A 19,856-nucleotide genomic window follows, 5' to 3' on the forward strand; every position below is an offset into this window, starting at 1 on the left:
ACCTGAGATGACCGCCTGGATGACGAAGCACCTGCCACCGCAGCACCGTGGCGTGACCTGGCTGCCGACCGAGCTCCATCCGCGGGAGGAGGAGCGCATCGCGGCCGTCAGGGCGCTGCACATCGTGGGGGCCAGCCCGGAGCCGGAGCTGGACCGGATCGCGGAGGTGGCGGCGTCGCTGTGCGGAGTGCCGTACGGCTCGGTCAACATCATCGACGCCGAGCAGCACTACACCGCTGCCTCCTTCGGGGCGCCGCGGGTCAACGCGAGCCGGGCCGACTCGCTGTGTGCCCTGGCGATCCTGGGCGGCTCGGTGCTGCGCTCGGAGAACGCCACCGAGGACCCGCGGTTCGCGCACAAGGCGTTCCTGGGGCAGGTCGACCCGCCGATCCGGCTCTTCGCCGCTGCACCGATCCTGACCTCGGACCGTCTCCCGATCGGCACTCTGCGCGTGTACGGCGAGCAGGTGGCCGCCCTGAGCCAGGGCCAGGTGGCCGGCCTGGAGCGGTTGGCCGAGCTCACCATGAGCGTGCTCGACATGCGAGCCGCCGCGGTCAACCTCGGCGGGCTGGCGGTCCAGGACGCCCTCACTGGGCTGCCCAACCGGCGGGCCTTCGACACCGTCGCCACCCGCCATCGCAGCGGCGAGGCGACGTACGCCTCCCTGGCCTTCCTCGACCTCAACGGGTTCAAGGCGGTCAACGACACCTTCGGCCACCAGGTCGGCGACGCCGTGCTGGCCCAGACCGCCCGCCGGATCGAGGCCGTGGCCGGCCACGGCGACCTCGTGCTGCGCATCGGCGGCGACGAGTTCGTCGCCCTCTTCGCCGAGCGCACCGACGTCGACCAGATCGAGGCCGACCTGCGCGACGCTGTCAGCGTGCCGACCGAGCTCGACGGGCGGCTCCACCAGATCCGCGCCGCGATCGGAGCGGTCAGCATCGCCGACGGCGAGGACCTCGAGGAGGCCCTGCAGCGCGGGGACGAGCTGATGTACCTGCACAAGAAGCGCCCCGGGCGCGGGTAAATGACACGAGGCTAGCCGGACAGGATTGGAACATGAGATTCCGAGGTTCATTGGTTGTTTCTCGGGATCCCACCCCTACTCGGCCGAAGAGCGGCGAAGGCGGCAACCGCTGCCTCGCTCGCCCTCTGGCACTCCCAGGCAACGCACTGCTCCGCGCCACCGCAAGGGGCCGGAGACAACCGACACGCCGTGCGACCGGATCGGGCCAACTCACAGCTTGCGAACCTTTCGACTCCTGAGAGACAGGGGATGGGTAGGTTAGTCCCGGACATCCGCCGACAACGATTGGAACCGAGCATGTACCTGCGTCGGATCGTGTGCCGCAACATCCGTGCGTTCGCGGAACTCGACATCAACCTCTGCCCGCTCTACTCACCCAGTAAGAGCGAGATGAACAGCGGTCTCTCATTGATTCAGCGGATCGATTCACTGCTCGACGACAGGAATTTGACGGAGCGACCCGGCACACCATTCCCCGGCTGGACAGTCATCACTGGCGACAACGGATCCGGAAAGTCCACGATCCTGAAGGCGATCGCACTCGCGCTCATGGGGCCAGATAAGGCCCGCTTCCTGCAACCGTCCTACGACGGCTGGGTCACCCAGGGGGCTCCGAGCGGCTCGATTTCCCTCGAGGTTCGACCCGATCCCGACATTGACAAGACCCGGTCCGGCGGTCGCCCCTACAAGGACACGTTCTGGGCCGAGGTCGATATCGAGGCAGATACTGAGCAGCCTGGCGGAGCCGTATGGCTTCTACGAGCCGGGGACAACTTCCGGAAGAAGAAGCGGGGAGCCGAGACCGGCCCCTGGCAGGCCGCTACGAGCGGCTGGTTAGGCATCGGGTACGGGCCATTCAGGCGCTTGTACGGAACCTCGCCTACAGCAGCAGGCGTTGAGGCCGATCCCCTGAAGGCCCGTTTTGCCACCCTTTTCCTGGAGGAAGCAACCCTCCGCGAAGGCGAACGCTGGCTCCAAGAACTTGACTATCGCCGAGTTCGAGCAGCTAGCACACACGAACAGAAACTCGCCGACGTCCAGCTCAACGCAGTCACTCAACTCCTCTCGGCAGACTTCCTCCGAAACGGAATGGAATTCGATACAGTCGATGCCAGCGGCGTATGGCTCTTTGACGCAGAGCGACGCAGACTTCGCCTCTCCGACATGAGCGAAGGCTACCGCGCTGCGCTCGCAATGCTTATTGACATCATCCGACACATCTTCCTTTGCTATGACGATGCATTGGACTACCTTGTCGAAGACGACGAGGGGGAGATTACGTTGGCCGCTCCTGCGGTTGTCCTGATTGACGAAGTTGACGCCCACCTTCACCCCGCCTGGCAACGTGATATCGGGACCTGGCTCACCCGCCACTTCCCCTTGGTTCAATTCATTGTTACAACCCACAGTCCACTCGTCTGCCAGGCAGCCACGGGCGGACGTGTCTTCACGCTTACAACGGACGAGACGGGTCGAACAGCTGGCGCAGTCTCTCCAATCGATTACGAGCGCCTTGTTAAGGGAGACACAGACGACGTGCTTTCCTCCCCTGCCTTCGGGCTATCGCAAACACGTTCAATCCGGGTCGTTAAGGCAATGCAACGACACGCCGAGCTTCAGCAAATGGCGCTGTTTGACCTCCCCGACACGAAGGCGAACGAGTACGAGCAGCTTGAATTGTTCTTCGAGGGCCGGCTGTCGGAGACGGAGTGATGCGACGCCTTATTCGCATCGACTGCCCGCCTACTCTCAACGTCATCCTGCAGCGGAGACAAACCAAGGTTGATAGTGGATCCGCAATAAAGGGAGAATGGAATTCCTTCCGCAAACTTCAAGCCTACCGCGACCTAAGGGCCGTCCTCGAGGAAGCGCTCGGATGGCGGCGGCGATGTGCCTATTGCAGCGACTCTCTCGGGGCGGATGTGGAGCACTTCTGGCCGAAGGAAAAGTTTCCGGGTCGAGCATTTAAGTTCGAGAACCTTTGCTTGATCTGCACACCTTGCAATCGAAAGAAGACCGACCGTTTCCCCGTGGACGCCGAAGGCCAGCCCGCGCTGATCGATCCTTTTTTTGACGACCCTTGGGATAGTGTCTTTTTCTCCCATACGACTGGCTGGATCAGTGCTCGCGTGACCGGAATCGACCCGAACGGGAACCCCATCCACGCCCAAAAGGGGGTCGCAACACTGGACGTTCTTGGCGATCTAATCAACGCTCAGCCAGTTGCGTCGTCTCGGCGCCGCTCTTGGGGAGCATTAGTTGAGCGATTCCATGAACTTGTTACCGGCAGCAGACAGGCCACAAGCCTCCAGGAAGCCTTCGGCGATATCGATGACTACGGACTTGCAGAATGGCTCATCTATCGCGAAGGAAAAGAAGCACCAGAGGTGTCCGCACTTCGCTCATCCTACCCGGCAAACTGGCTCGCGATTCGCGAGCTTCCTCGAACATAGTAGTCAAACTCCCATTCGAGAAGCTGGCTCTCTCGACCGCATCGAAATTCACCAATACCGAACATACGACTCCGCTTCAAGAAGTCGATTTAGCCAATCGTCCGGGCCTTCCCGCGTCTCCAGTCCTGCCTCTACCTCGTCGTAACACCTTTGCTGCTCAACCCACGCATCGAATGCCCCCTTAAGGGCCGCAGGTGACGAGAACCTGCCTCGCTTCGGTCGACCGACGGTCGGCGAGACTCTCGCAGTCAACGCCGGTGACTGACTCCACATCTTCGAGGACACATTGATCCACGGCCGGTCGCTGGTCCCCGGGTGCCGGCCGACGAGTGTGAGAGCTGGATTTCGGCCACCTCGATCGACCTGCACGGCCGCGAGGCGCGTGCTCGCCAGTGCCGGTACGAAGTGGGCTGGAACGCACACGTTCCGGCGCACGGTTGCGACCTGGATGGACGAGGCGGGCTACTCGCTTGCGAGTATCGCCAACCAGCCCGGCCACGCGGACACCGACGTCACGGCCAAATATCTCGGTCGCCAGGACATTGCCACGAACGCGGCCACAGTCATGGTTCTTCCGTCGATGACCAAGGAGCACCGGACAGCCATGAATTGAAGCGGCGCCTCACGCCTTCTCGGCAATGAATGGGAAACCGGGAGGAAAATAGACAGGACCTGATCTGCGTTTCCGCACATCAGGTCCTGTATTTTGTAGCGGGGACAGGATTTGAACCTGTGACCTCTGGGTTATGAGCCCAGCGAGCTACCGAGCTGCTCCACCCCGCGTCGGTGAAAGAAACACTAGTCCCTCGCCTCGCCGACACCCAAATCCCGGGCCCGGTCCAGCAGCCAGGGGTCGTGGGCGTTGACCAGCATCAGGTCGGGCTCGCCTGCCTGCCACAGCTCGCTGAGCCGGGCATGGTTGGCCTGCACGGTCGCCCAGTCCGCGGCGATCACCCGTTCCATCAGGGTCAGGGCACGCGGTGCCGACCCGCCGCTGAGCTGGCGGTGGTCGTAGAACGCGTCGCCGACGTGCAGCACCCACCGGTCCCCCGCGTCGACGGCGACCGCGGCATGACCGCGGGTGTGGCCGGGCAGCGCGATCAGCATGATGCCGGGCGCGATCGCGGTCAGCTCGCTGACGCCGGCGAACCCGCGCCAGCGCTCGGCCGAGTCGAGGGTGTGCTCGACGATCCTCGGCTGGTGCGCCCGCACCGCGGGCAGGTAGCGGCTGCGCTCGATCATCCCGCGCGGATGCAGTGCCGCCTCGTTCTCCGCCCGGGTCAGGTGCACCTGCGCCCAGGGCAGGTCCGCCACGCCGCCGGCATGGTCGGCGTCGAAGTGGGTGAGCACCACATGGCGTACGTCGTGCGGGTCGAAGCCCAGCGCGCGGACCTGGTGGATCACCGCCTCGCCGGGGTCGTAGACCGGCCGGATCAGATGCCGCGAGCTGCCCAGCCGCCCGCGGGGGTCGGCGGCGTCGGCGAGGCCGAAGCCCGCATCGACCAGCGCCAGCCCCTGCGGTGTCTCGATCAGGAGGACGTGGCAGACCAGGCCGCCGACGATGCCCGGCGGTCGCATGGTGCCGCAGTTGAGGTGGTGCACGCGCATGGTGACGCTCCGTGAGGTCGGCCTGAGAGCCCCGAGAGCCCCGAGAGCACTGGGTGCTGGACGAACAGGGCCGACCCTAGCCTCAGCGGCGCTCAGTGCCCCTCGAACATGCCCGCGTAGGCGCCGCCGAAGTTCTTCGTCGCCATCCGCTCGGCCTGGCCGAACCAGCCGTAGATCGCCGCGTCGTCGAGGTTCGGCAGCACCGAGGCGGCCTTCTCGATCCGGTCCAGGGCGTTCTCCGCGGACCGGCGTACGGCGGCGACGTCGACCCCCACCAGGCGACCGTCGCGCTTGCGCAGGACACCGTTGACCAGCACGGTGCTGACGTCGGCGGCGGTCGACTGGAGCACGATGGAGCCGATCGGGTTGCTGGAGCGGACCAGGTCCATCCGCGGCTTGACCACGATCACGTCGGCGTACTTGCCGGGAGTCAGCGACCCGATCCGGTCCCCCATCCCGAGGGCGTCGGCACTGTTGCGCGTGCCCCAGGTGAGCGCGTCGCGCACGCCGAGGTCGACGGCGACCGGCATCGTCCCGGCGGCGTGGACGGCGTCGTGGTCGGTGCACCGGGTGAGCTGGAGGCCGAGCCGCATCTGGGAGAACAGGTCACCGGAGCCGACGCCGACGATGTCGGTGCTCAGGCCCGGCGCCAGACCGGCGTCGAGGGCGGCCCGGAACGGCGGGTGCCCCATCCCCATCTGCATCTCGGTCTCCGGGGCGATGGTGACCTTGCCGCCGGTGTCGGCGATCAGCTGCCACTCGGCCCGGGTGAGCGCCGGGCAGTGGATGTGCAGGTGCCCCTCGAGCAGCAGCTCGCGGTCGTGCAGCTCGCGCAGCCCACGCAGCAGCACCGAGCTGGTCGCGGCGCCGGTGTGGGAGGCGTAGGTCAGGCCGAGCTCGCGCGCCAGCCGGATCTCGGCGGCGGTGTCCTCGAACGGGACGATGCCGAAGTCCCCCAGCAGCATCCCCATCCGGGACAGGTCGTCGTCGGCGGCGAACAGCTCGCTGCGCAGCCGACGGGCGTCGTCGAGGCGCTGCCCGTGGGTGGTGAAGTGCGCCGGCTCGTAGTCGAAGTGCTGCATCCCGTAGGCGTAGACCGAGCGGATCCCGCTGGCCCGCAGCGCCGCGACGTCGGCGTCGGCGTGGGCCGGCGTGTTCACGCAGTCGTGGCAGTCCAGGATCGTGGTGACACCGGCGTCGAGCGCCTCCCAAGCACCGACGGTGGTGGAGATGGCGGCGTCCTCGGCCTCCATGATCGAGCCGCGGCCGTAGAACGTCCGCGCCAGGAACTGCAGCAGCGACTGGTCGGCGCAGAAGCCCCGCATCAGTGCCATCCAGGTGTGCCGGTGGCTGTCGACCATGCCGGGCAGGATCCATCCGCCCCGGGCGTCGATCACCTCCGCGTCGACCCCGTCGAACGCGTCCCCGGTGCGGCCGACCTCGAGGATCCGGCCGTTCTCGATCAGCAGCGCGCCGTCGGCGATGTCGCCCAGCGTGTCGTCCTGGGTGATGACGGGGCCGCCGGTGACGACGGTTCTGTGCTGCGACATGGCGACTGCTCCTCGGGACCGATGGTGTGCGACCAGGGTGCCGGGCGTGACCCCCCTCACACCAATGCCTCTTTCGCTCCCGCTATGCGCTCACGACATGGCACCCGCCGGTCCGTGACGCCGACCGGAGGCATAAAGTGAAGTGACATTTCACTTTAAGGAGACCCGTGCCCACCCCCGCCCCGGCGCTCAAGCCCGTCAGCGACCGCCCCCGCAGCCAGAACGCCCACACCCAGGTCCTGATCGCGACCAGTGAGCTGCTCGACACGATCGAGTTCGACAAGATCACCGTCGAACGCATCGCCGCCCGCTCCGGCGTCTCGACCGCCACGATCTACAAGCACTGGCCGAGCAAGCTCGCCATCGTCGCCGAGGCCTTCGGCCGTACGACGGCCAGCAACGTCCCGATCGAGGTGAGCGCCGATCCCCGGCACGATCTGGTCACCTTCGCCGTGGCCTCGATGACCTACCACGGGCTCCCCTCGAGCCGGGTCTTCGTCCAGCTGATCGCGGCGTGCGCAGTGGAGCCGAGCGGCGCCGCCTACCTGGCGGAGTACTACCTCGGGCCGCGGCGCGACTCGATCCGGCCGCTGTGGAACGCCGCCGTCGAGGCCGGCGCGGTCCGTGACGACCTCGACTTCGACCTGGCGATGGACGTCCTCTTCGGCGCCTCGGTCTTCCGCCTGATGCGCGGCTGCGACGACACCCTCACCCGGGCCGCCGTCGAGGCCTCGCTGGCCGGGCTGCTCCGGTGAGCGCCCTCGACCTGACCGGACCCGACACACGCGCCTCCCGGTCCCGGATCCGCCGTCCCCGCACCGCGGTCGCGGTCAGCACCGGCGCCCTGGCGCTGGTGGCGGCCCAGTCGGCGGCCCCGACCCCGCTCTACCCGCTCTACGCCTCGCGCTGGCACCTCTCCGCGCTGGCCACCAGCGAGATCTTCTCCGCCTACGTACTGGGCCTGGCGGTGACCCTGCTGCTGGCCGGCTCGCTGTCCGACCACGTCGGACGCCGACCGGTGGTGATCACCGCCCTGCTGTGCGCGGCCGCCGGCATGGTCGCGCTGATGAGCGCCGACCGCCTGTCCGGCATCCTGCTCGGCCGGGTGCTCCAGGGGATCGCCTCGGGGCTCGGCTTCGGCACCCTGGGTGCCGCGATGCTCGACCACGCCCCGCAGCGTCGGCACGCCACCGTGGCGGTGATCAACGGCACCGTGCCGCCGGTCGCGCTCGGCCTGGGCGCCGTGCTCAGCGGCGTCCTGGTCGAGTTCGGGCCGTTCCACTACCAGCTGACCTACGCGATCGTGCTCGGGCTGACCCTGGTCGCGCTGGCCGTCGTCGTGCTGGTCGACGACCCGAGCCCGCACCACCCCGGCGCCTGGCGCTCGCTGATCCCGCGCCTGGCCTGCCCGCCGAGCGTGCGCACCACGTTCCTGGTCGCGGCCGGGTACCTGTGCGCGAGCTGGGCCCTGATCGGGCTCTACCTCGGCATCGGCCCGACCATCACCCGCGAGCTCTTCTCGGTCACCTCCCCCACCGTCAGCGGCCTGGCCGTCCTGCTGATGAGCGGCACCGGCGCCGTGGTCGGGATCGCCCTGGGCCGCGGCGGGGCGCGCCACATGATGCAGGTCGGCGGCGCGACGATGCTGGCCGGTGTCGCCCTGATGGCCCTGGCCGTCAGCCTGGAGAACATCGAGCTCTTCCTGCTCGCCACCGTGGTCGGCGGGGCCGGCTACGGCGGCTCCTTCCAGGGCGGCCTGCGGGCCGTGATGACGGCGACACCGCCCGCCCAGCGCGGGGCCACGATCTCGCTGCTCTACCTGGTCAGCTACGTCGCCTTCGGCACCCCGACCCTGGTCGCCGGACTGCTGATCCCGCACCTGGGCCTGGAGACGGTCGTCCTCGGCTACGGCGTGGTGGTGGTCGCCCTCACCCTGGGTGCGTGGGTCCTGCTCAGCCGTACGCCGGCCACGCAGCGCCCCGCCGCCTGAGCCGCCTCACGCCTGCGGGCTGGCCGACGGGATCATCCGCCAGGCCAGCACCGCGGCGACCGCGAGGATGACGGCGGCGACCACCGCCGTGGACTGCATCGCGGTGGTGAAGGCGTCCTGAGCGGCGAGGATGACCTTCGGGCTCTCGGCGCGATGCAGTGCTGAGGCGAGGGACTCGTGCGCGGCCTGGAGGTCGGAGACCGGCACCCCGACCGGGAGGTCGAGGGAGTTGCGGTAGAACGCCAGGTTCCACGAGCCGAGCAGGGCGATCCCGAGCGCCCCACCGAGCTCGAAGCCCGTCTCGGAGACGGCCGAGGCGGCCCCGGCACGCTCGGTGGGGACCGAGCCGACGATCGCGTCGGTGGACAGTGTCATCGCGATCCCGACCCCGAGGCCGACGATCACCAGGCCGAGGCCGAGGCCCCAGTAGCCCTCGCCCCGGGCGCTGGCCGCCATCACCACCAGGCCGATCGCCCCCAGCCCCAGACCGAGCCCGATCGAGCGACCGACCCCGACCCGGGTGATCAGGAACCCGATCAGGGCGACCACCACCATCGAGGACAGCGTGCCGGGCAGCTCGGCCAGACCGGCCTTGAGGGTGGAGTACTCCCGGACCATCTGGAGGTACTGGGAGAAGAAGAACAGCAGCCCGAAGAAGCCGAAGATCGACAGCACGTTGGCGAAGAACGCCCCACTGAACGCCGGGATCCGGAACAGGGTGACGTCGATCAGCGGCACCGCCAAGCGCAGCTGGCGCCGGATCAGGAACCATCCCGCCACCAGGCCGATCACCAGCGCCGCGATCCCGAGACCGTCGACGCCCTCGGAGACGACGTGCTTGATCGCGAAGACCAGCGGCACGATGGTGAGGATGGAGAGCAGGGCCGACAGCAGGTCGACCGGCGCTCCGGTCTCCCCCTTCGACTCGGGCAGGATCAGCCAGCCGCCGACGAAGGCGAGCGCCATCACCGGGAGGTTGATCAGGAAGACCGAGCCCCACCAGAAGTGCTCCAGCAGCGCTCCCCCGACCAGTGGTCCGAGGGCGGCGCCCGCGGTGGCGCCGACCGACCACCAGGCGATCGCGGTGGTCCGCTGCCGGGAGTCGGTGAACATCGCCCTGATGATCGACAGCGTCGAGGGCATCAGCGTCGACCCGGCCACGCCGAGCAGGGCCCGCGCCGCGATCAGGGTGTCGGCGTTGGGCGCGAAGGCGGCCGCGAGTGAGGCGGCACCGAAGGCCGCCGTACCGATCAGGAGGAGGCGCTTGCGGCCGATCCGGTCGGCGATGTTGCCCATCGTGATGAGCAGGCCCGCGAGCACGAACCCGTAGATGTCGCCGATCCACAGGATCTGGTCGGCCGACGGATCCAGGTCGGCGGTCAGGGACGGCACCGCCAGGCTCAGCACGGTCCCGTCGATGGCGAGCAGCATCACGACCAGGACGAGGACCCCGAGCCCGAGCCACTCGCGCCGACCAGCCGTCCCGCCCACCACCGTCGTCACATCCGACACCGTAAACGACGGCCGCAACCGGAGGGCAGGTCCGGGTTCTGACCCGCAGAACTCCCCGGCCGCCCGGCGGACCCGCCAGTAGCGTGGCAACGCCTGAAGGAGGACAGATTCGTGAGCAACAAGCACTCAACCGTGGTGAACCCGATCGACGGGACCTCGATCGCAGCCACCCGGATCGGCGAGGGCCGCCCCGTCGTGATCGTGCACGGCAGCATCGCCGACGGCAGCCAGTGGGACCTGGTCGCCCAGGAGCTGGCCGCCGATGCCGAGTCCTGGCTGGTCGACCGCCGGGGTCGGGGTCTGAGCGGTGACGCCACTGAGCACTCGCTGGCCCTGGAGGCCGCCGACGTCGCCGCGATGCTGGCCGAGGCCGGCCCCGACGCCGTCCTGGTCGCGCACTCGTACGGCGCGATCGTGGCCCTGGAGGCCCTGCGCTCCGGTGCCACCGCCGCGGCGGCGGTGATCTACGAGCCGCCGCTGCCCGTCGTGGGTCCGGTCGCCGGTGCGGCGCTGGAGCCGTTCGCCGCCCTGGTCGCCGAGGGCAACCTCGACGACGCCCTGGCGCTCGCCCTCACCGAGGTGGTGCACGTCCCGGCCGAGGTGGTCGCCGGCATGCGCCAGTCCCCGGCCTGGGCGCCGATGGCCGCCCTGGCCCCGACCTGGGTGCGCGAGCTGCGGGCGATCGACGCCCTGGAGCCCTCGGCGCAGGCCTACGCCACGATCACCACGCCGCTGCACTTCCTGCTCGGCGAGGTCACCGCACCGCACCACGTCGCCGCGACCGACGCCCTGCGCGAGCTGTTGCCGACCAGCACCCTGACCGTGCTGCCCGGCCAGGAGCACTTCGCTCACATGGCCGTCCCGGACCAGGTCGCCGCCGTGATCAGGACCGCCCTGGCCTGAGCCCTCACTGCCCCTACGGAAGCCGCGACCTGGAGATCCAGGCCGCGGCTTCTGTCGTCTCCGGGACAGGGTCGGCACCACCTCGCTATGCGCGCTCGTCATAGGAACTCCTCGATTAGGCATTGGCCCGACATGAGACCTGCGTCACAGGATGGAGCCACCCACCGCCACTGAGAACGCCCCCGAGGGAAGGACCGTCATGGCATCGAGCAGGACCGCGGAGATCGTCGGCGCAGGACTCGCCGGGCTGACCGCCGCCACCGCCCTGGCCCAGCGCGGCTGGACCGTGCGACTGCACGAGCGCGACTCCGAGATCCGCGCCATCGGCGCCGGCATCTACGTCTGGGGCAACGGCCTCGCCACCTTGGAGGCGCTCGGCCTGGACGCCGCGATGGAGGGCGCCCACGTCGGTCCCGCCCTGGAGAGCCGCGACCACCGCAACCGGACCATCGAGCGGGTCCCGATCAACGGCCCCGGGCAGGCCCGGGTGCTGACGATCATGCGCGACAGGCTGATCGACACCCTGGTCCGCGGCGCGCAGGAGGCCGGCGTCGAGATCCACACCGGCTCCGAGGTGGTCGAGGCCGCCCCCGACGGCACCGTGATCACCCGGTCGGGCCAGACCCGCCGCGCCGACGTCGTCCTGGCCGCCGACGGGATCAACTCCCGGATCCGCCGCCAGTACGACGTGGTGGAGCGCCGCGCCCGGATGCACCAGGGCGCCACCCGCCTCACGATCCCCCGCGCACCCGGCCTGGTGCCGCTCGCCGACCAGGAGAAGTACCTGGAGTACTTCAGCGGCCGACGGCGCGTGCTCTACACCCCCAGCAGCGCCACCAGCCTGTACGTCGCCCTGGTGGCCGACGAGGACGACCGCGCGGCCAGCCGGCTGCCCGTCGACGTCGACTCCTGGGTCCGCTCCTTCCCGCACCTGGAGCAGCTCCTCACCGCCTGCGGTGAGGCCGAGGGACGCTGGGACACCTTCGAGTTCCTCACCCTGACCCGCTGGTCGATCGGCCGGCTCGCCTTCCTCGGCGACGCCGCCCACGCCCAGCCGCCCTACCTCGGCCAGGGCGGCGGCTGCGCCATGATGAGCGCGCTCGGCCTGGCCGACACGCTCGCCGGACCGGGGCCCGTGGACCAGCTGCTCCGCGACTGGGAGCACACCCAACGTCCCGTGATCGAGCACACCCAGCGCTGGTCCTACCGGCTCCGTCTGGTCAACAACGTGCCCGACGTCGCCCGCGCCGCACTCCTGCGCGGAGCCGACCTCATCCCCACGCTCGGCGCCTCCCGGCTCCGCGCCGCCCGCACCATCCCGACCGGCGTCGACCACTTCGCCGGCGCGGTGGGCAGCTGACCCGTCCGCGCTCATCTCGGAGGACACCCATGTCTCATCCCAGCCACGACCGCACACTCCCCGACCACCCGGCCACCCGCTGGTGGATGCTCGCGCTGGTCTGTGCGGGCTTCATCGCGATGGTGGTCAACTGGTTCGACATCTCCACCGGCTTCCACGCGATCGGTGACGAGTACGGCCTCGCCATCCCCGATGTGGCCTTCCTGATCTCGATGTTCGTCGCCGCCTACGGCCTGCTCCACATCCCCGGCGGCTTCCTCGCCACCCGGTGGGGCCTGCGTCGTACGATCGCCGTCGGCCTCACCATCGAGGGGATCGGCGCGATCGGCTCGGCCTCGGCGGGCTCGTTCGCCCAGCTGGTGATGTGGCGGGCGCTGGCCGGTGCCGGTGCCTCCATCTTCGCCGCCGTCGGCATCGCCGCGGTCAGCATCTGGTTCCGCGAGCGGCACCACGGCCTGGCCCTCGGCATCTCCTCGGCGGCCTTCAGTGTCGGCACGGCGCTGGGGCTCTACACCTGGGCCGACATCACCGACGCCACCTCCTGGCGCACCGCGGTGGTGATCAGCGGGGCCCTCGCGCTCGTCGTGGCGGCGCTGAGCCTGCTGTTCTTCCGTACGCCGCGCGGCGTGGACTCCCTGGCCGGGGTCCGCCTCACCGTGGCCTCGCTCAAGGAGACCCTGGGCAACCGCAGCATCTGGATCTTCGGGTTCGCGTTCTTCGGTGCCTACGGCTCCTTCCTGGCCGCCTCCCAGCTGCTCTCCGACTACGGCGACAGTCGCGCCATCGGCAGCAGCGAGGTCGGCTTCGCCGCCTTCCTGATCGGCATCGCCGGTGTCCCGGGCAGCATCGCCGCGGGCTGGATCACCGACCGCTACCTCTCCCCGCGGATCCTGTTCATCGCCGGGGCGACCCTGGAGGCGGTCTTCCTGGCCGCGGTGCCGTTGAGCGGACCCGGCACGTTCTGGATCCCCGCCCTCGGGATCGGCTTCATGTTCAACTTCACCTTCGCGGTCTGGCAGACGGTGCCGGGCAATCTCGCGATCGCACCGGAGAACATCGGCACCGCGATCGGCCTGATGCTCTCGCTGTCGGCGATCGGCGGGTTCGTACTGCCGTGGGCGTTCGGCCTGATCACCGACCACCAGTCCTACCGGGCGGCCTGGATCTTCCTGGGCGTGGTCAGCGCGTGCACCGCGCTGCTGGGGGCGCTGGGCCGGAGTCGGTCGCGCCGCTTCGCCGTCAGGCCGACGGCGGCCCGACTGGGCGGGAGCAGCGCCTGAGCCGGAAAGCACAGAAGCCGCGACCTGGAGATCCAGGCCGCGGCTTCTGCCGTGGTAGCGGGGACAGGATTTGAACCTGTGACCTCTGGGTTATGAGCCCAGCGAGCTACCGAGCTGCTCCACCCCGCGTCGGTGAACGCAACACTACAGGGCCGAGCACGCGAACCCAACTCGCGGTGCCCACGGGCCTCCCGGGCTCAGGCGTCGACGGCCTTGTGCGCGTCGCGGATCCGGCGCTTGGGCTTCCCACCCAGGTACGACGACGCGGAGTCGACCAGGAAGCCCTGGGCCAGCAGCTCCCGCCCGACCAGCATCCGATAGCCCATCGAGTCCCGTCGGGTGAGGGTGACCTCCGCGGAGACGACCTGGTCCAGCAGACGGACGTCGAGCACGACGACGTACCGCACCTGCGCGACGCCGTTGGAGGAACGCACCGAGCGCCGGTCGGCGACCGGGAGCTCGACCTCGACCGCGTCACGCGAGGAACGCTGCAGCGGCTGGATCTCGAAGCGCACCCAGGGCTCGCCGTCGCGATCGAACTCCTCCACGCCGAACGCGTGCAGGGACGACGTCTGGGCTCCAGTGTCGATCTTGGCCTTCATCCACTCGACACCGAGGTCTGGTAGGCCTACCCATTCACGCCATCCAACCAGGCGCGTTGAATGATGGCTGTCAGAGCCAGCGTCTGCCTTTGTCACGTCCTCCATCCAACCAGGAAGTTCCAGTGAAGATCGCCATCTTGTCTCGTGCGCCCCGTGCCTACAGCACCCAGCGGCTGCGTGCAGCCGCCGATGCCCGCGGCCACGAGGTGAAGGTGCTCAACACCCTGCGGTTCTCGATCGACCTGTCCGGCGAGGACCCCGACCTGCAGTTCCGGGGCCGGCCGATCTCGGACTACGACGCGATCCTGCCGCGGATCGGGAACTCGATCACGTACTACGGCACCGCCGTGGTGCGGCAGTTCGAGCAGATGGACGTCTACACGCCCAACACCGCCGCCGGGATCACCAACAGCCGCGACAAGCTCCGCGCCGCCCAGATCCTGTCGCGCCACGCCGTGGCGATGCCGGCCACCGCGTTCGTCCGCAACCGGGCCGACGTGATCCCGGCGATCGAGCGGGTCGGCGGCGCCCCGGTCGTGCTCAAGCTGCTGGAGGGCACCCAGGGCATCGGCGTGATCCTGGCGCCGGACAAGAAGGTCGCCGAGGCGATCATCGAGACGCTGCAGTCGACCCGGCAGAACGTGCTCATCCAGAAGTTCATCAAGGAGTCCAAGGGCCGAGACATCCGCGCCCTGGTGGTCGGCGATCGGGTGGTCGCGGCGATGCGGCGCAGCGCCCAGGGCGACGAGTTCCGCTCCAACGTGCACCGCGGTGGCTCCGTGGAGCGGATCGAGATCAGCGAGGAGTACGAGCAGACCGCCGTCCGCGCCGCCCAGATCATGGGACTCAAGGTCGCCGGCGTGGACATGCTCGAGGGCGAGGACGGCCCGCTGGTGATGGAGGTGAACTCCTCCCCCGGTCTCCAGGGCATCGAGGAGGCGACCAAGCTCGACGTGGCCGGCGCCATCATCGACTACATCGCCAACCAGGTCGCGTTCCCGCAGATCGACGTACGCGAGCGGCTCTCGGTCTCGACCGGGTACGGCGTCGCCGAGCTGGTCGTGCACGGCGACGCGGACCTGGTCGGCAAGTCGCTGGGCGAGTCGGGTCTGCGCGACCGCGACATCACGGTACTCACCCTGCACCGCGGCTCCCTGGTCATCCCGAACCCGTTCTCCCAGCACGTCCTGCAGGCCGAGGACCGACTGCTGTGCTGGGGCAAGCTGGAGGAGATGCGCTCGATGATCCCCGAGCGGCCCAAGCGTCGGCCGCGGGTCAAGAAGCTGCCGAAGAACCCGATCCCGGAGTCCGAGATCGGTTGAGGCGGCATGGATTTGGGCACACCGGGTAGGACAGAAGGACGAGTCGGACCAGCTCGGTTCGTCCACCATCCACAGGAGGAACGATGAAACCACTCGCCGTGATCGCCGCCCTGGCCGCTGTCGCCTACCTGATCGCCCGCAAGACCGGCCTGCTCTCCAAGGAGCAGGTCCAGGACCTCGCCGACCAGGCCAAGAGCGTCGGGGAGAGCGCGTTGTCGACCGTGACCGACACCGTCTCCGAGGCCGTCGAGACCGTCTCCAACCACGCCTCGGACGTCCTGCCCAAGCACAGCTGAGCCTCGGGCCTCCAGCCCTGGGGGCGAGGGCTCAGGGCTGGAAGTCGAGGACCGTCTTGACGTAGTTCGAGACGGCCTCCTCGCGGCCCACGTCCTCGCCCCGGATCTCGCTCATGAACCAGCGGTGCTGGCTGATCTCGAAGAAGAGCTCGGCGTCGGACAGCTTCCCGCGCAGATGCTCCGGCACCAGCGAGAGCGTGCCGTAGTACTTGTCGTCGAGCCACTCCCGGGCCGCCTGGTCCTCCGGGATCGGGTGACCGACACCGGCCTCCCAGCGGGCCCGGAAGCGGGCCAGCTCGGCGAGCAGGCTGCGGGCCTGGTTCTCCTGGACGTCGAGGCCGGTGAGCTGGAAGAGCCGCCGGACGTGGTGTCCGGGCTCGAACACCTGGGGCTGGTAGCGCAGCCGGGAGCCGCCCTCGATCGGCACGATCTCCATCTGCTCGACGTCGAAGCCGAGCTGGTTGAGTCGGCGTACGCGCTGATCGATCCTGAAGCTCTCGTCACGTGGGATGACCTCGGGACTGGTGATCTCCCACCACAGCCGCTCGTACGTCGGCCGGAGCTGGTGGGCGATCGCGACCGGGTCCAGATCCGCCGTGGTCACGCCACTGGCCTGGACGTCGAGCAGCTCGCCGAGGATGTTGCCGGTGGCGACCTCGATGTCCCAGTCACGCTTGCCGTCGGACAGGGTCGGGTGGATCTCGCCGGTCTCGGCGTCGACCAGGTACGCCGACAGCGCCCCGGCATCACGTCGGAAGAGCGTGTTCGACAGCGAGCAGTCGCCCCAGTAGAACCCGGCGAGGTGGAGCCTGACGAAGAGCACCGCGAGGGCGTCGATCAGCCGGTCGCGGACCTGCACGCCGCGCGGGTGCAGGAAGAGGGTGCGATAGGGCACCGAGTAGGCGAGGTGCCGGGTGATCAGCAGACCACCCAGCTCCTCGCCGTCGTCGGTACGCCGTCCGGTGACGGTGCCGAAGGCCTGGACCGCCGGCACACCGCGCTCCTCGAGCTCCTTGAGCAGCCGGAACTCACCGATCACGAACCGATCGGTGGCCTCCTTGACCGCGAAGGTCTGCTCGTTGGCGCGGACGAACCTGACCACGTGCCGCGAGATGCCTCGCGGCAGGTCGATCACCTTGCGGTCGTCCCACTCCTCCAGCGGCCGGCGTAGCGGCAGATCCAGAAGCTCTGTCGCTACGCCGGAGAAGGTGAGCTTGTACTCACCCATCAGTGCTGTCTCCGCTCGTGTCGCCGGAGGTGTCAGTCACCGAGGCGCAGGCCGGAGGTGCCGTCGAACAGGTGCACCTGGGTGGGGTCGGCGACCACGCTGAGCGTGGAGCCCTTGGCCACCTTCTGGCGCGAGCCGACCCGGACCACGACGTTGTGCTCGGAGCCGTCACCGAGGTCGACGGTGCCGTAGACATAGGCGTCCGAGCCGAGCTCCTCGACCACGAGCACGGTGACCGGCAGACCGGTCTCGCCCTCGCCGGCCAGCTGCCAGGACTCCGGACGGATGCCGACGGTGACGCCGCCGCCACCCTGCTGGACCGCGGCCGCGCCCGAGGGCACGGTGTAGGCGCCGAGCTTGAGGGCGTCGCCCTCGATGGTCGCCGGCAGAAGGTTCATCTGCGGCGATCCGATGAAGCCAGCGACGAACACGTTCGCGGGCTTCTCGTACAGCGCCAGCGGCGTGTCGACCTGCTGGAGCTCACCGTCGCTCATCACCGCGACGCGGTCGCCCATCGTCATGGCCTCGACCTGGTCGTGGGTGACGTAGACGGTGGTGACGCCGAGGTCGCGCTGGAGCTTGGCGATGTCGGTACGGGTCTGGACACGCATCTTGGCGTCCAGGTTCGACAGCGGCTCGTCCATCAGAAAGACCTGCGGGTTACGCACGATGGCGCGCCCCATCGCGACGCGCTGACGCTGGCCGCCCGAGAGCGCCTTCGGCTTGCGCTCGAGGTACTCGGTCAGCCCCAGGATGCGGGCCGCCTCGGCGATCCGCTTCTCCTGCTCCTCCTTGGGCATCTTCGCCATCTTGAGCGCGAATCCCATGTTCTCCGCCACGGTCATGTGCGGGTACAGCGCGTAGTTCTGGAACACCATCGCGATGTCGCGGTCCTTCGGCGGCATCCGGGTGACGTCGCGGTCACCGATCAGGATGCGACCCGAGTTGACCTCCTCCAGCCCCGCCAGCATCCGCAACGTCGTGGACTTGCCGCAACCCGACGGTCCGACGAGCACCATGAACTCGCCGTCGTGGATTTCGAGGTCGATACCCGGGACAGCGGGACGTTCCGCGCCGGGGTACCACCGTTGGGCCTTCTCGAAGGTGATCGATGCCATGAAGATCCTTCTCCCCTCGCCGGACGACATCCGCGCCGGACAATGTGTGGACACCCCGTAGGTTACGCAAGTACCGTGACCGTCGTCACCACCTGTGTTCACGTCGTGATGGTAAATCTCGCTCAACGGGCAACCAAGAGGGACGTTATGGCCATAGCGTGACCACAGGAACCACTCCACCCCTAGTCCAACTCGATGAGGAGTTGAAGGCACATGAGCAACACGCACCTCCCCCGCTGGGGTCTTGCGTTCGGCGCTGTCGTGGCGAGCTCGGCGCTCGTCCTGTCCGGTTGCGGTAGCAGCGACAGTTCCGGCAAGGCCAGCGGCACGTCCCCCGGCGAAGGCAAGGCCGAGTGCTCGGCCCTGACGCAGTACGGCGACCTCACCGGCAAGACGGTCCACGTCTACACCGGCATCGTCGCCCCCGAGGACCAGGCGCAGAAGGACAGCTACAAGCTGTTCACCACCTGCACCGGCGCCAAGGTCGAGTACGAAGGCTCCAAGGACTTCGAGGCCCAGGTCGTCGTGCGCGCGCGTGGCGGCAACGCCCCCGACATCGCCTACGTCCCGCAGCCGGGTCTGCTCAACACGCTGGTCCAGACCGGTGCCGTCGTCGAGGCGCCGCAGAGCGTTGCCGACAACGTCGACAAGTTCTGGTCCAAGGAGTGGAAGAACTACGGCTCGGTCGACGGCAAGTTCTACGCCGCCCCGCTCGGCGCCAACGTGAAGTCGTTCGTCTGGTACTCCCCCAAGGCGTTCAAGAAGAACGGCTGGACCGTCCCCACCACGTGGGACGAGATGATGACGCTCACCAAGAAGATCTCCGAGACCGGGATCAAGCCGTGGTGTGCTGGTGCCGAGTCCGGTGAGGCCACCGGTTGGCCGCTCACCGACTGGCTCGAGGAGTCCGTGCTCCGCTTCGCCGGCCCGGAGGCCTACGACAAGTGGATCAGCCACGAGATCCCCTTCAACGACCCGTCGATCGCGACCTCGCTCAACAAGGTCGGCGACATCCTGAAGAACCCGGCCTACGTCAACGGCGGCATCGGTGACGTGAAGTCGATCGCCACCACGGCGTTCCAGGAGGGTGGCATCCCGATCACCACCGGCAAGTGCGCCCTGCACCAGCAGGCCTCGTTCTACGCCGCCAACTGGCCCAAGGGCACCGACGTCTCGGAGAACGGCGACATCTTCGCCTTCTACCTCCCGGCCGCCGACGCCAGCGCGGGCAAGCCGGTCGAGGGTGGCGGCGAGTTCGTCGCGGCCTTCAACAAGAAGACCGAGACCCAGGCGTTCCAGACCTACCTGTCGACCGACACGTGGGCCAACGAGAAGGCCAAGGCCACCCCTGACGGTGGTTGGGTCAGCGCCAACAACGGCCTCGACGTGAACAACCTGGTCAGCCCGATCGACCAGCTCTCCGCGAAGCTGCTGGCCGACCCGCAGACGGTCTTCCGCTTCGACGCCTCGGACCTCATGCCCGGCGAGGTCGGCTCGGGGTCGTTCTGGAAGGAGATGGTCAACTGGATCACCGGACAGGACACCCAGAAGACCCTCGACAACATCCAGTCGTCCTGGCCCAAGTCCTGATTCTTCAGGCACGCTAA

At 68.5% G+C, this 19,856-nt stretch carries 18 protein-coding genes, 2 tRNA genes and 1 pseudogene; 13 read left to right on the forward strand and 8 right to left on the reverse strand.

Annotation, left to right across the window (positions count from 1 at the left end; genetic code table 11):
- Positions 1–19 precede the first annotated feature (19 nt).
- From Q1V88_RS14040 to Q1V88_RS14055, 4 genes are all read left to right on the forward strand, one after another.
- The gene (locus tag Q1V88_RS14040) at positions 20–1,027 is read left to right on the forward strand and encodes a sensor domain-containing diguanylate cyclase (protein ID WP_300681914.1); all 1,008 of its coding nucleotides are present in this window, start codon (positions 20–22) and stop codon (positions 1,025–1,027) included.
- A 297-nt stretch (positions 1,028–1,324) separates the two neighbouring features.
- Positions 1,325–2,740 carry an ATP-binding protein gene (locus Q1V88_RS14045; RefSeq protein ID WP_300681915.1) on the forward strand — a complete coding sequence of 472 codons (1,416 nt, stop codon included), beginning with the start codon at positions 1,325–1,327 and terminating at the stop codon, positions 2,738–2,740.
- Positions 2,740–3,480 (forward strand): HNH endonuclease, encoded by a 741-nt coding sequence (locus tag Q1V88_RS14050; protein WP_300681967.1) that lies wholly within the window; start codon positions 2,740–2,742, stop codon positions 3,478–3,480. Before Q1V88_RS14045 ends, Q1V88_RS14050 begins: the two co-directional genes overlap by 1 nt.
- A 382-nt stretch (positions 3,481–3,862) precedes the next feature.
- Positions 3,863–4,093 carry a tyrosine-type recombinase/integrase gene (locus Q1V88_RS14055; RefSeq protein WP_300681916.1) on the forward strand — a complete coding sequence of 77 codons (231 nt, stop codon included), beginning with the start codon at positions 3,863–3,865 and terminating at the stop codon, positions 4,091–4,093.
- 96 nt (positions 4,094–4,189) lie between these two features.
- On the opposite strand, the gene Q1V88_RS14060 is transcribed toward Q1V88_RS14055, so the two are convergent.
- From Q1V88_RS14060 to Q1V88_RS14070, 3 genes are all read right to left on the reverse strand, one after another.
- Positions 4,190–4,263 (reverse strand) — tRNA-Met (locus Q1V88_RS14060).
- Positions 4,264–4,278: 15 nt separating this feature from the next.
- A complete protein-coding gene (locus tag Q1V88_RS14065; RefSeq protein ID WP_300681917.1) occupies positions 4,279–5,088 on the reverse strand; it encodes an MBL fold metallo-hydrolase in 810 nt (269 codons plus the stop codon).
- Positions 5,089–5,180: 92 nt separating this feature from the next.
- Positions 5,181–6,638: an amidohydrolase family protein gene (locus Q1V88_RS14070; RefSeq protein ID WP_300681918.1), complete on the reverse strand. Its 1,458-nt coding sequence runs from the start codon at positions 6,636–6,638 to the stop codon at positions 5,181–5,183.
- A gap of 167 nt (positions 6,639–6,805) precedes the next feature.
- On the opposite strand from Q1V88_RS14070, the gene Q1V88_RS14075 reads away from it, so the two are divergent.
- Both Q1V88_RS14075 and Q1V88_RS14080 read left to right on the forward strand, forming a co-directional pair.
- A complete protein-coding gene (locus Q1V88_RS14075; RefSeq protein ID WP_300681919.1) occupies positions 6,806–7,393 on the forward strand; it encodes a TetR/AcrR family transcriptional regulator in 588 nt (195 codons plus the stop codon).
- Positions 7,390–8,628: an MFS transporter gene (locus Q1V88_RS14080; RefSeq protein WP_300681920.1), complete on the forward strand. Its 1,239-nt coding sequence runs from the start codon at positions 7,390–7,392 to the stop codon at positions 8,626–8,628. Before Q1V88_RS14075 ends, Q1V88_RS14080 begins: the two co-directional genes overlap by 4 nt.
- Positions 8,629–8,634: 6 nt before the next feature.
- Here Q1V88_RS14080 and Q1V88_RS14085 read toward each other — a convergent pair whose 3' ends face one another.
- Positions 8,635–10,131, reverse strand: a complete 1,497-nt coding sequence (locus Q1V88_RS14085) for an MFS transporter (protein WP_300681921.1) — start codon at positions 10,129–10,131, stop codon at positions 8,635–8,637.
- Positions 10,132–10,251: 120 nt separating this feature from the next.
- Here Q1V88_RS14085 and Q1V88_RS14090 point away from each other — a divergent pair, with 120 nt between their 5' ends.
- From Q1V88_RS14090 to Q1V88_RS14100, 3 genes are all read left to right on the forward strand, one after another.
- Positions 10,252–11,043 (forward strand): alpha/beta hydrolase, encoded by a 792-nt coding sequence (locus Q1V88_RS14090; RefSeq protein WP_300681922.1) that lies wholly within the window; start codon positions 10,252–10,254, stop codon positions 11,041–11,043.
- A gap of 199 nt (positions 11,044–11,242) precedes the next feature.
- Entirely contained in the window at positions 11,243–12,403 is a 1,161-nt protein-coding gene (locus tag Q1V88_RS14095) for an NAD(P)/FAD-dependent oxidoreductase (RefSeq protein ID WP_300681923.1), read from the forward strand.
- Positions 12,404–12,432: 29 nt separating this feature from the next.
- Positions 12,433–13,683: an MFS transporter gene (locus tag Q1V88_RS14100; RefSeq protein ID WP_300681924.1), complete on the forward strand. Its 1,251-nt coding sequence runs from the start codon at positions 12,433–12,435 to the stop codon at positions 13,681–13,683.
- A gap of 52 nt (positions 13,684–13,735) precedes the next feature.
- Here Q1V88_RS14100 and Q1V88_RS14105 read toward each other — a convergent pair.
- Both Q1V88_RS14105 and Q1V88_RS14110 read right to left on the reverse strand, forming a co-directional pair.
- A tRNA-Met gene (locus Q1V88_RS14105) sits at positions 13,736–13,812 on the reverse strand.
- Between the two features lie 68 nt (positions 13,813–13,880).
- A complete protein-coding gene (locus Q1V88_RS14110) occupies positions 13,881–14,390 on the reverse strand; it encodes a RimK/LysX family protein (RefSeq protein WP_300681925.1) in 510 nt (169 codons plus the stop codon).
- A 17-nt stretch (positions 14,391–14,407) separates the two neighbouring features.
- Between Q1V88_RS14110 and Q1V88_RS14115 the strand changes: the two are divergent.
- The 3 genes and pseudogenes from Q1V88_RS14115 to Q1V88_RS14120 all read left to right on the forward strand — a co-directional run.
- A pseudogene (locus Q1V88_RS14115) lies at positions 14,408–15,265 on the forward strand (RimK family alpha-L-glutamate ligase); the annotation flags it as partial.
- Complete coding sequence (locus tag Q1V88_RS19610; protein WP_366914089.1) at positions 15,239–15,607, forward strand: TrkA C-terminal domain-containing protein; 369 nt, start codon at positions 15,239–15,241, stop codon at positions 15,605–15,607. The pseudogene Q1V88_RS14115 and the gene Q1V88_RS19610, both read left to right, overlap by 27 nt.
- Before the next feature lie 83 nt (positions 15,608–15,690).
- Positions 15,691–15,903, forward strand: coding sequence for a hypothetical protein (locus Q1V88_RS14120; protein WP_300681927.1), 213 nt, complete (start codon positions 15,691–15,693; stop codon positions 15,901–15,903).
- Between the two features lie 31 nt (positions 15,904–15,934).
- Here Q1V88_RS14120 and Q1V88_RS14125 read toward each other — a convergent pair whose 3' ends face one another.
- Together Q1V88_RS14125 and ugpC are read right to left on the reverse strand one after the other, a co-directional pair.
- Positions 15,935–17,131: a DUF4032 domain-containing protein gene (locus tag Q1V88_RS14125; RefSeq protein ID WP_300681928.1), complete on the reverse strand. Its 1,197-nt coding sequence runs from the start codon at positions 17,129–17,131 to the stop codon at positions 15,935–15,937.
- A gap of 32 nt (positions 17,132–17,163) precedes the next feature.
- On the reverse strand, positions 17,164–18,249 hold the full coding sequence (gene ugpC / locus Q1V88_RS14130; protein WP_300681929.1) for a sn-glycerol-3-phosphate ABC transporter ATP-binding protein UgpC: 1,086 nt from the start codon (positions 18,247–18,249) through the stop codon (positions 17,164–17,166).
- A 213-nt stretch (positions 18,250–18,462) separates the two neighbouring features.
- On the opposite strand from ugpC, the gene Q1V88_RS14135 reads away from it, so the two are divergent.
- Positions 18,463–19,839 carry an extracellular solute-binding protein gene (locus tag Q1V88_RS14135; RefSeq protein ID WP_300681930.1) on the forward strand — a complete coding sequence of 459 codons (1,377 nt, stop codon included), beginning with the start codon at positions 18,463–18,465 and terminating at the stop codon, positions 19,837–19,839.
- The last annotated feature ends 17 nt before the right edge of the window (positions 19,840–19,856 follow it).

The organism is Nocardioides sp., from assembly GCF_030150155.1.
Lineage (GTDB): Bacteria > Actinomycetota > Actinomycetes > Propionibacteriales > Nocardioidaceae > Nocardioides.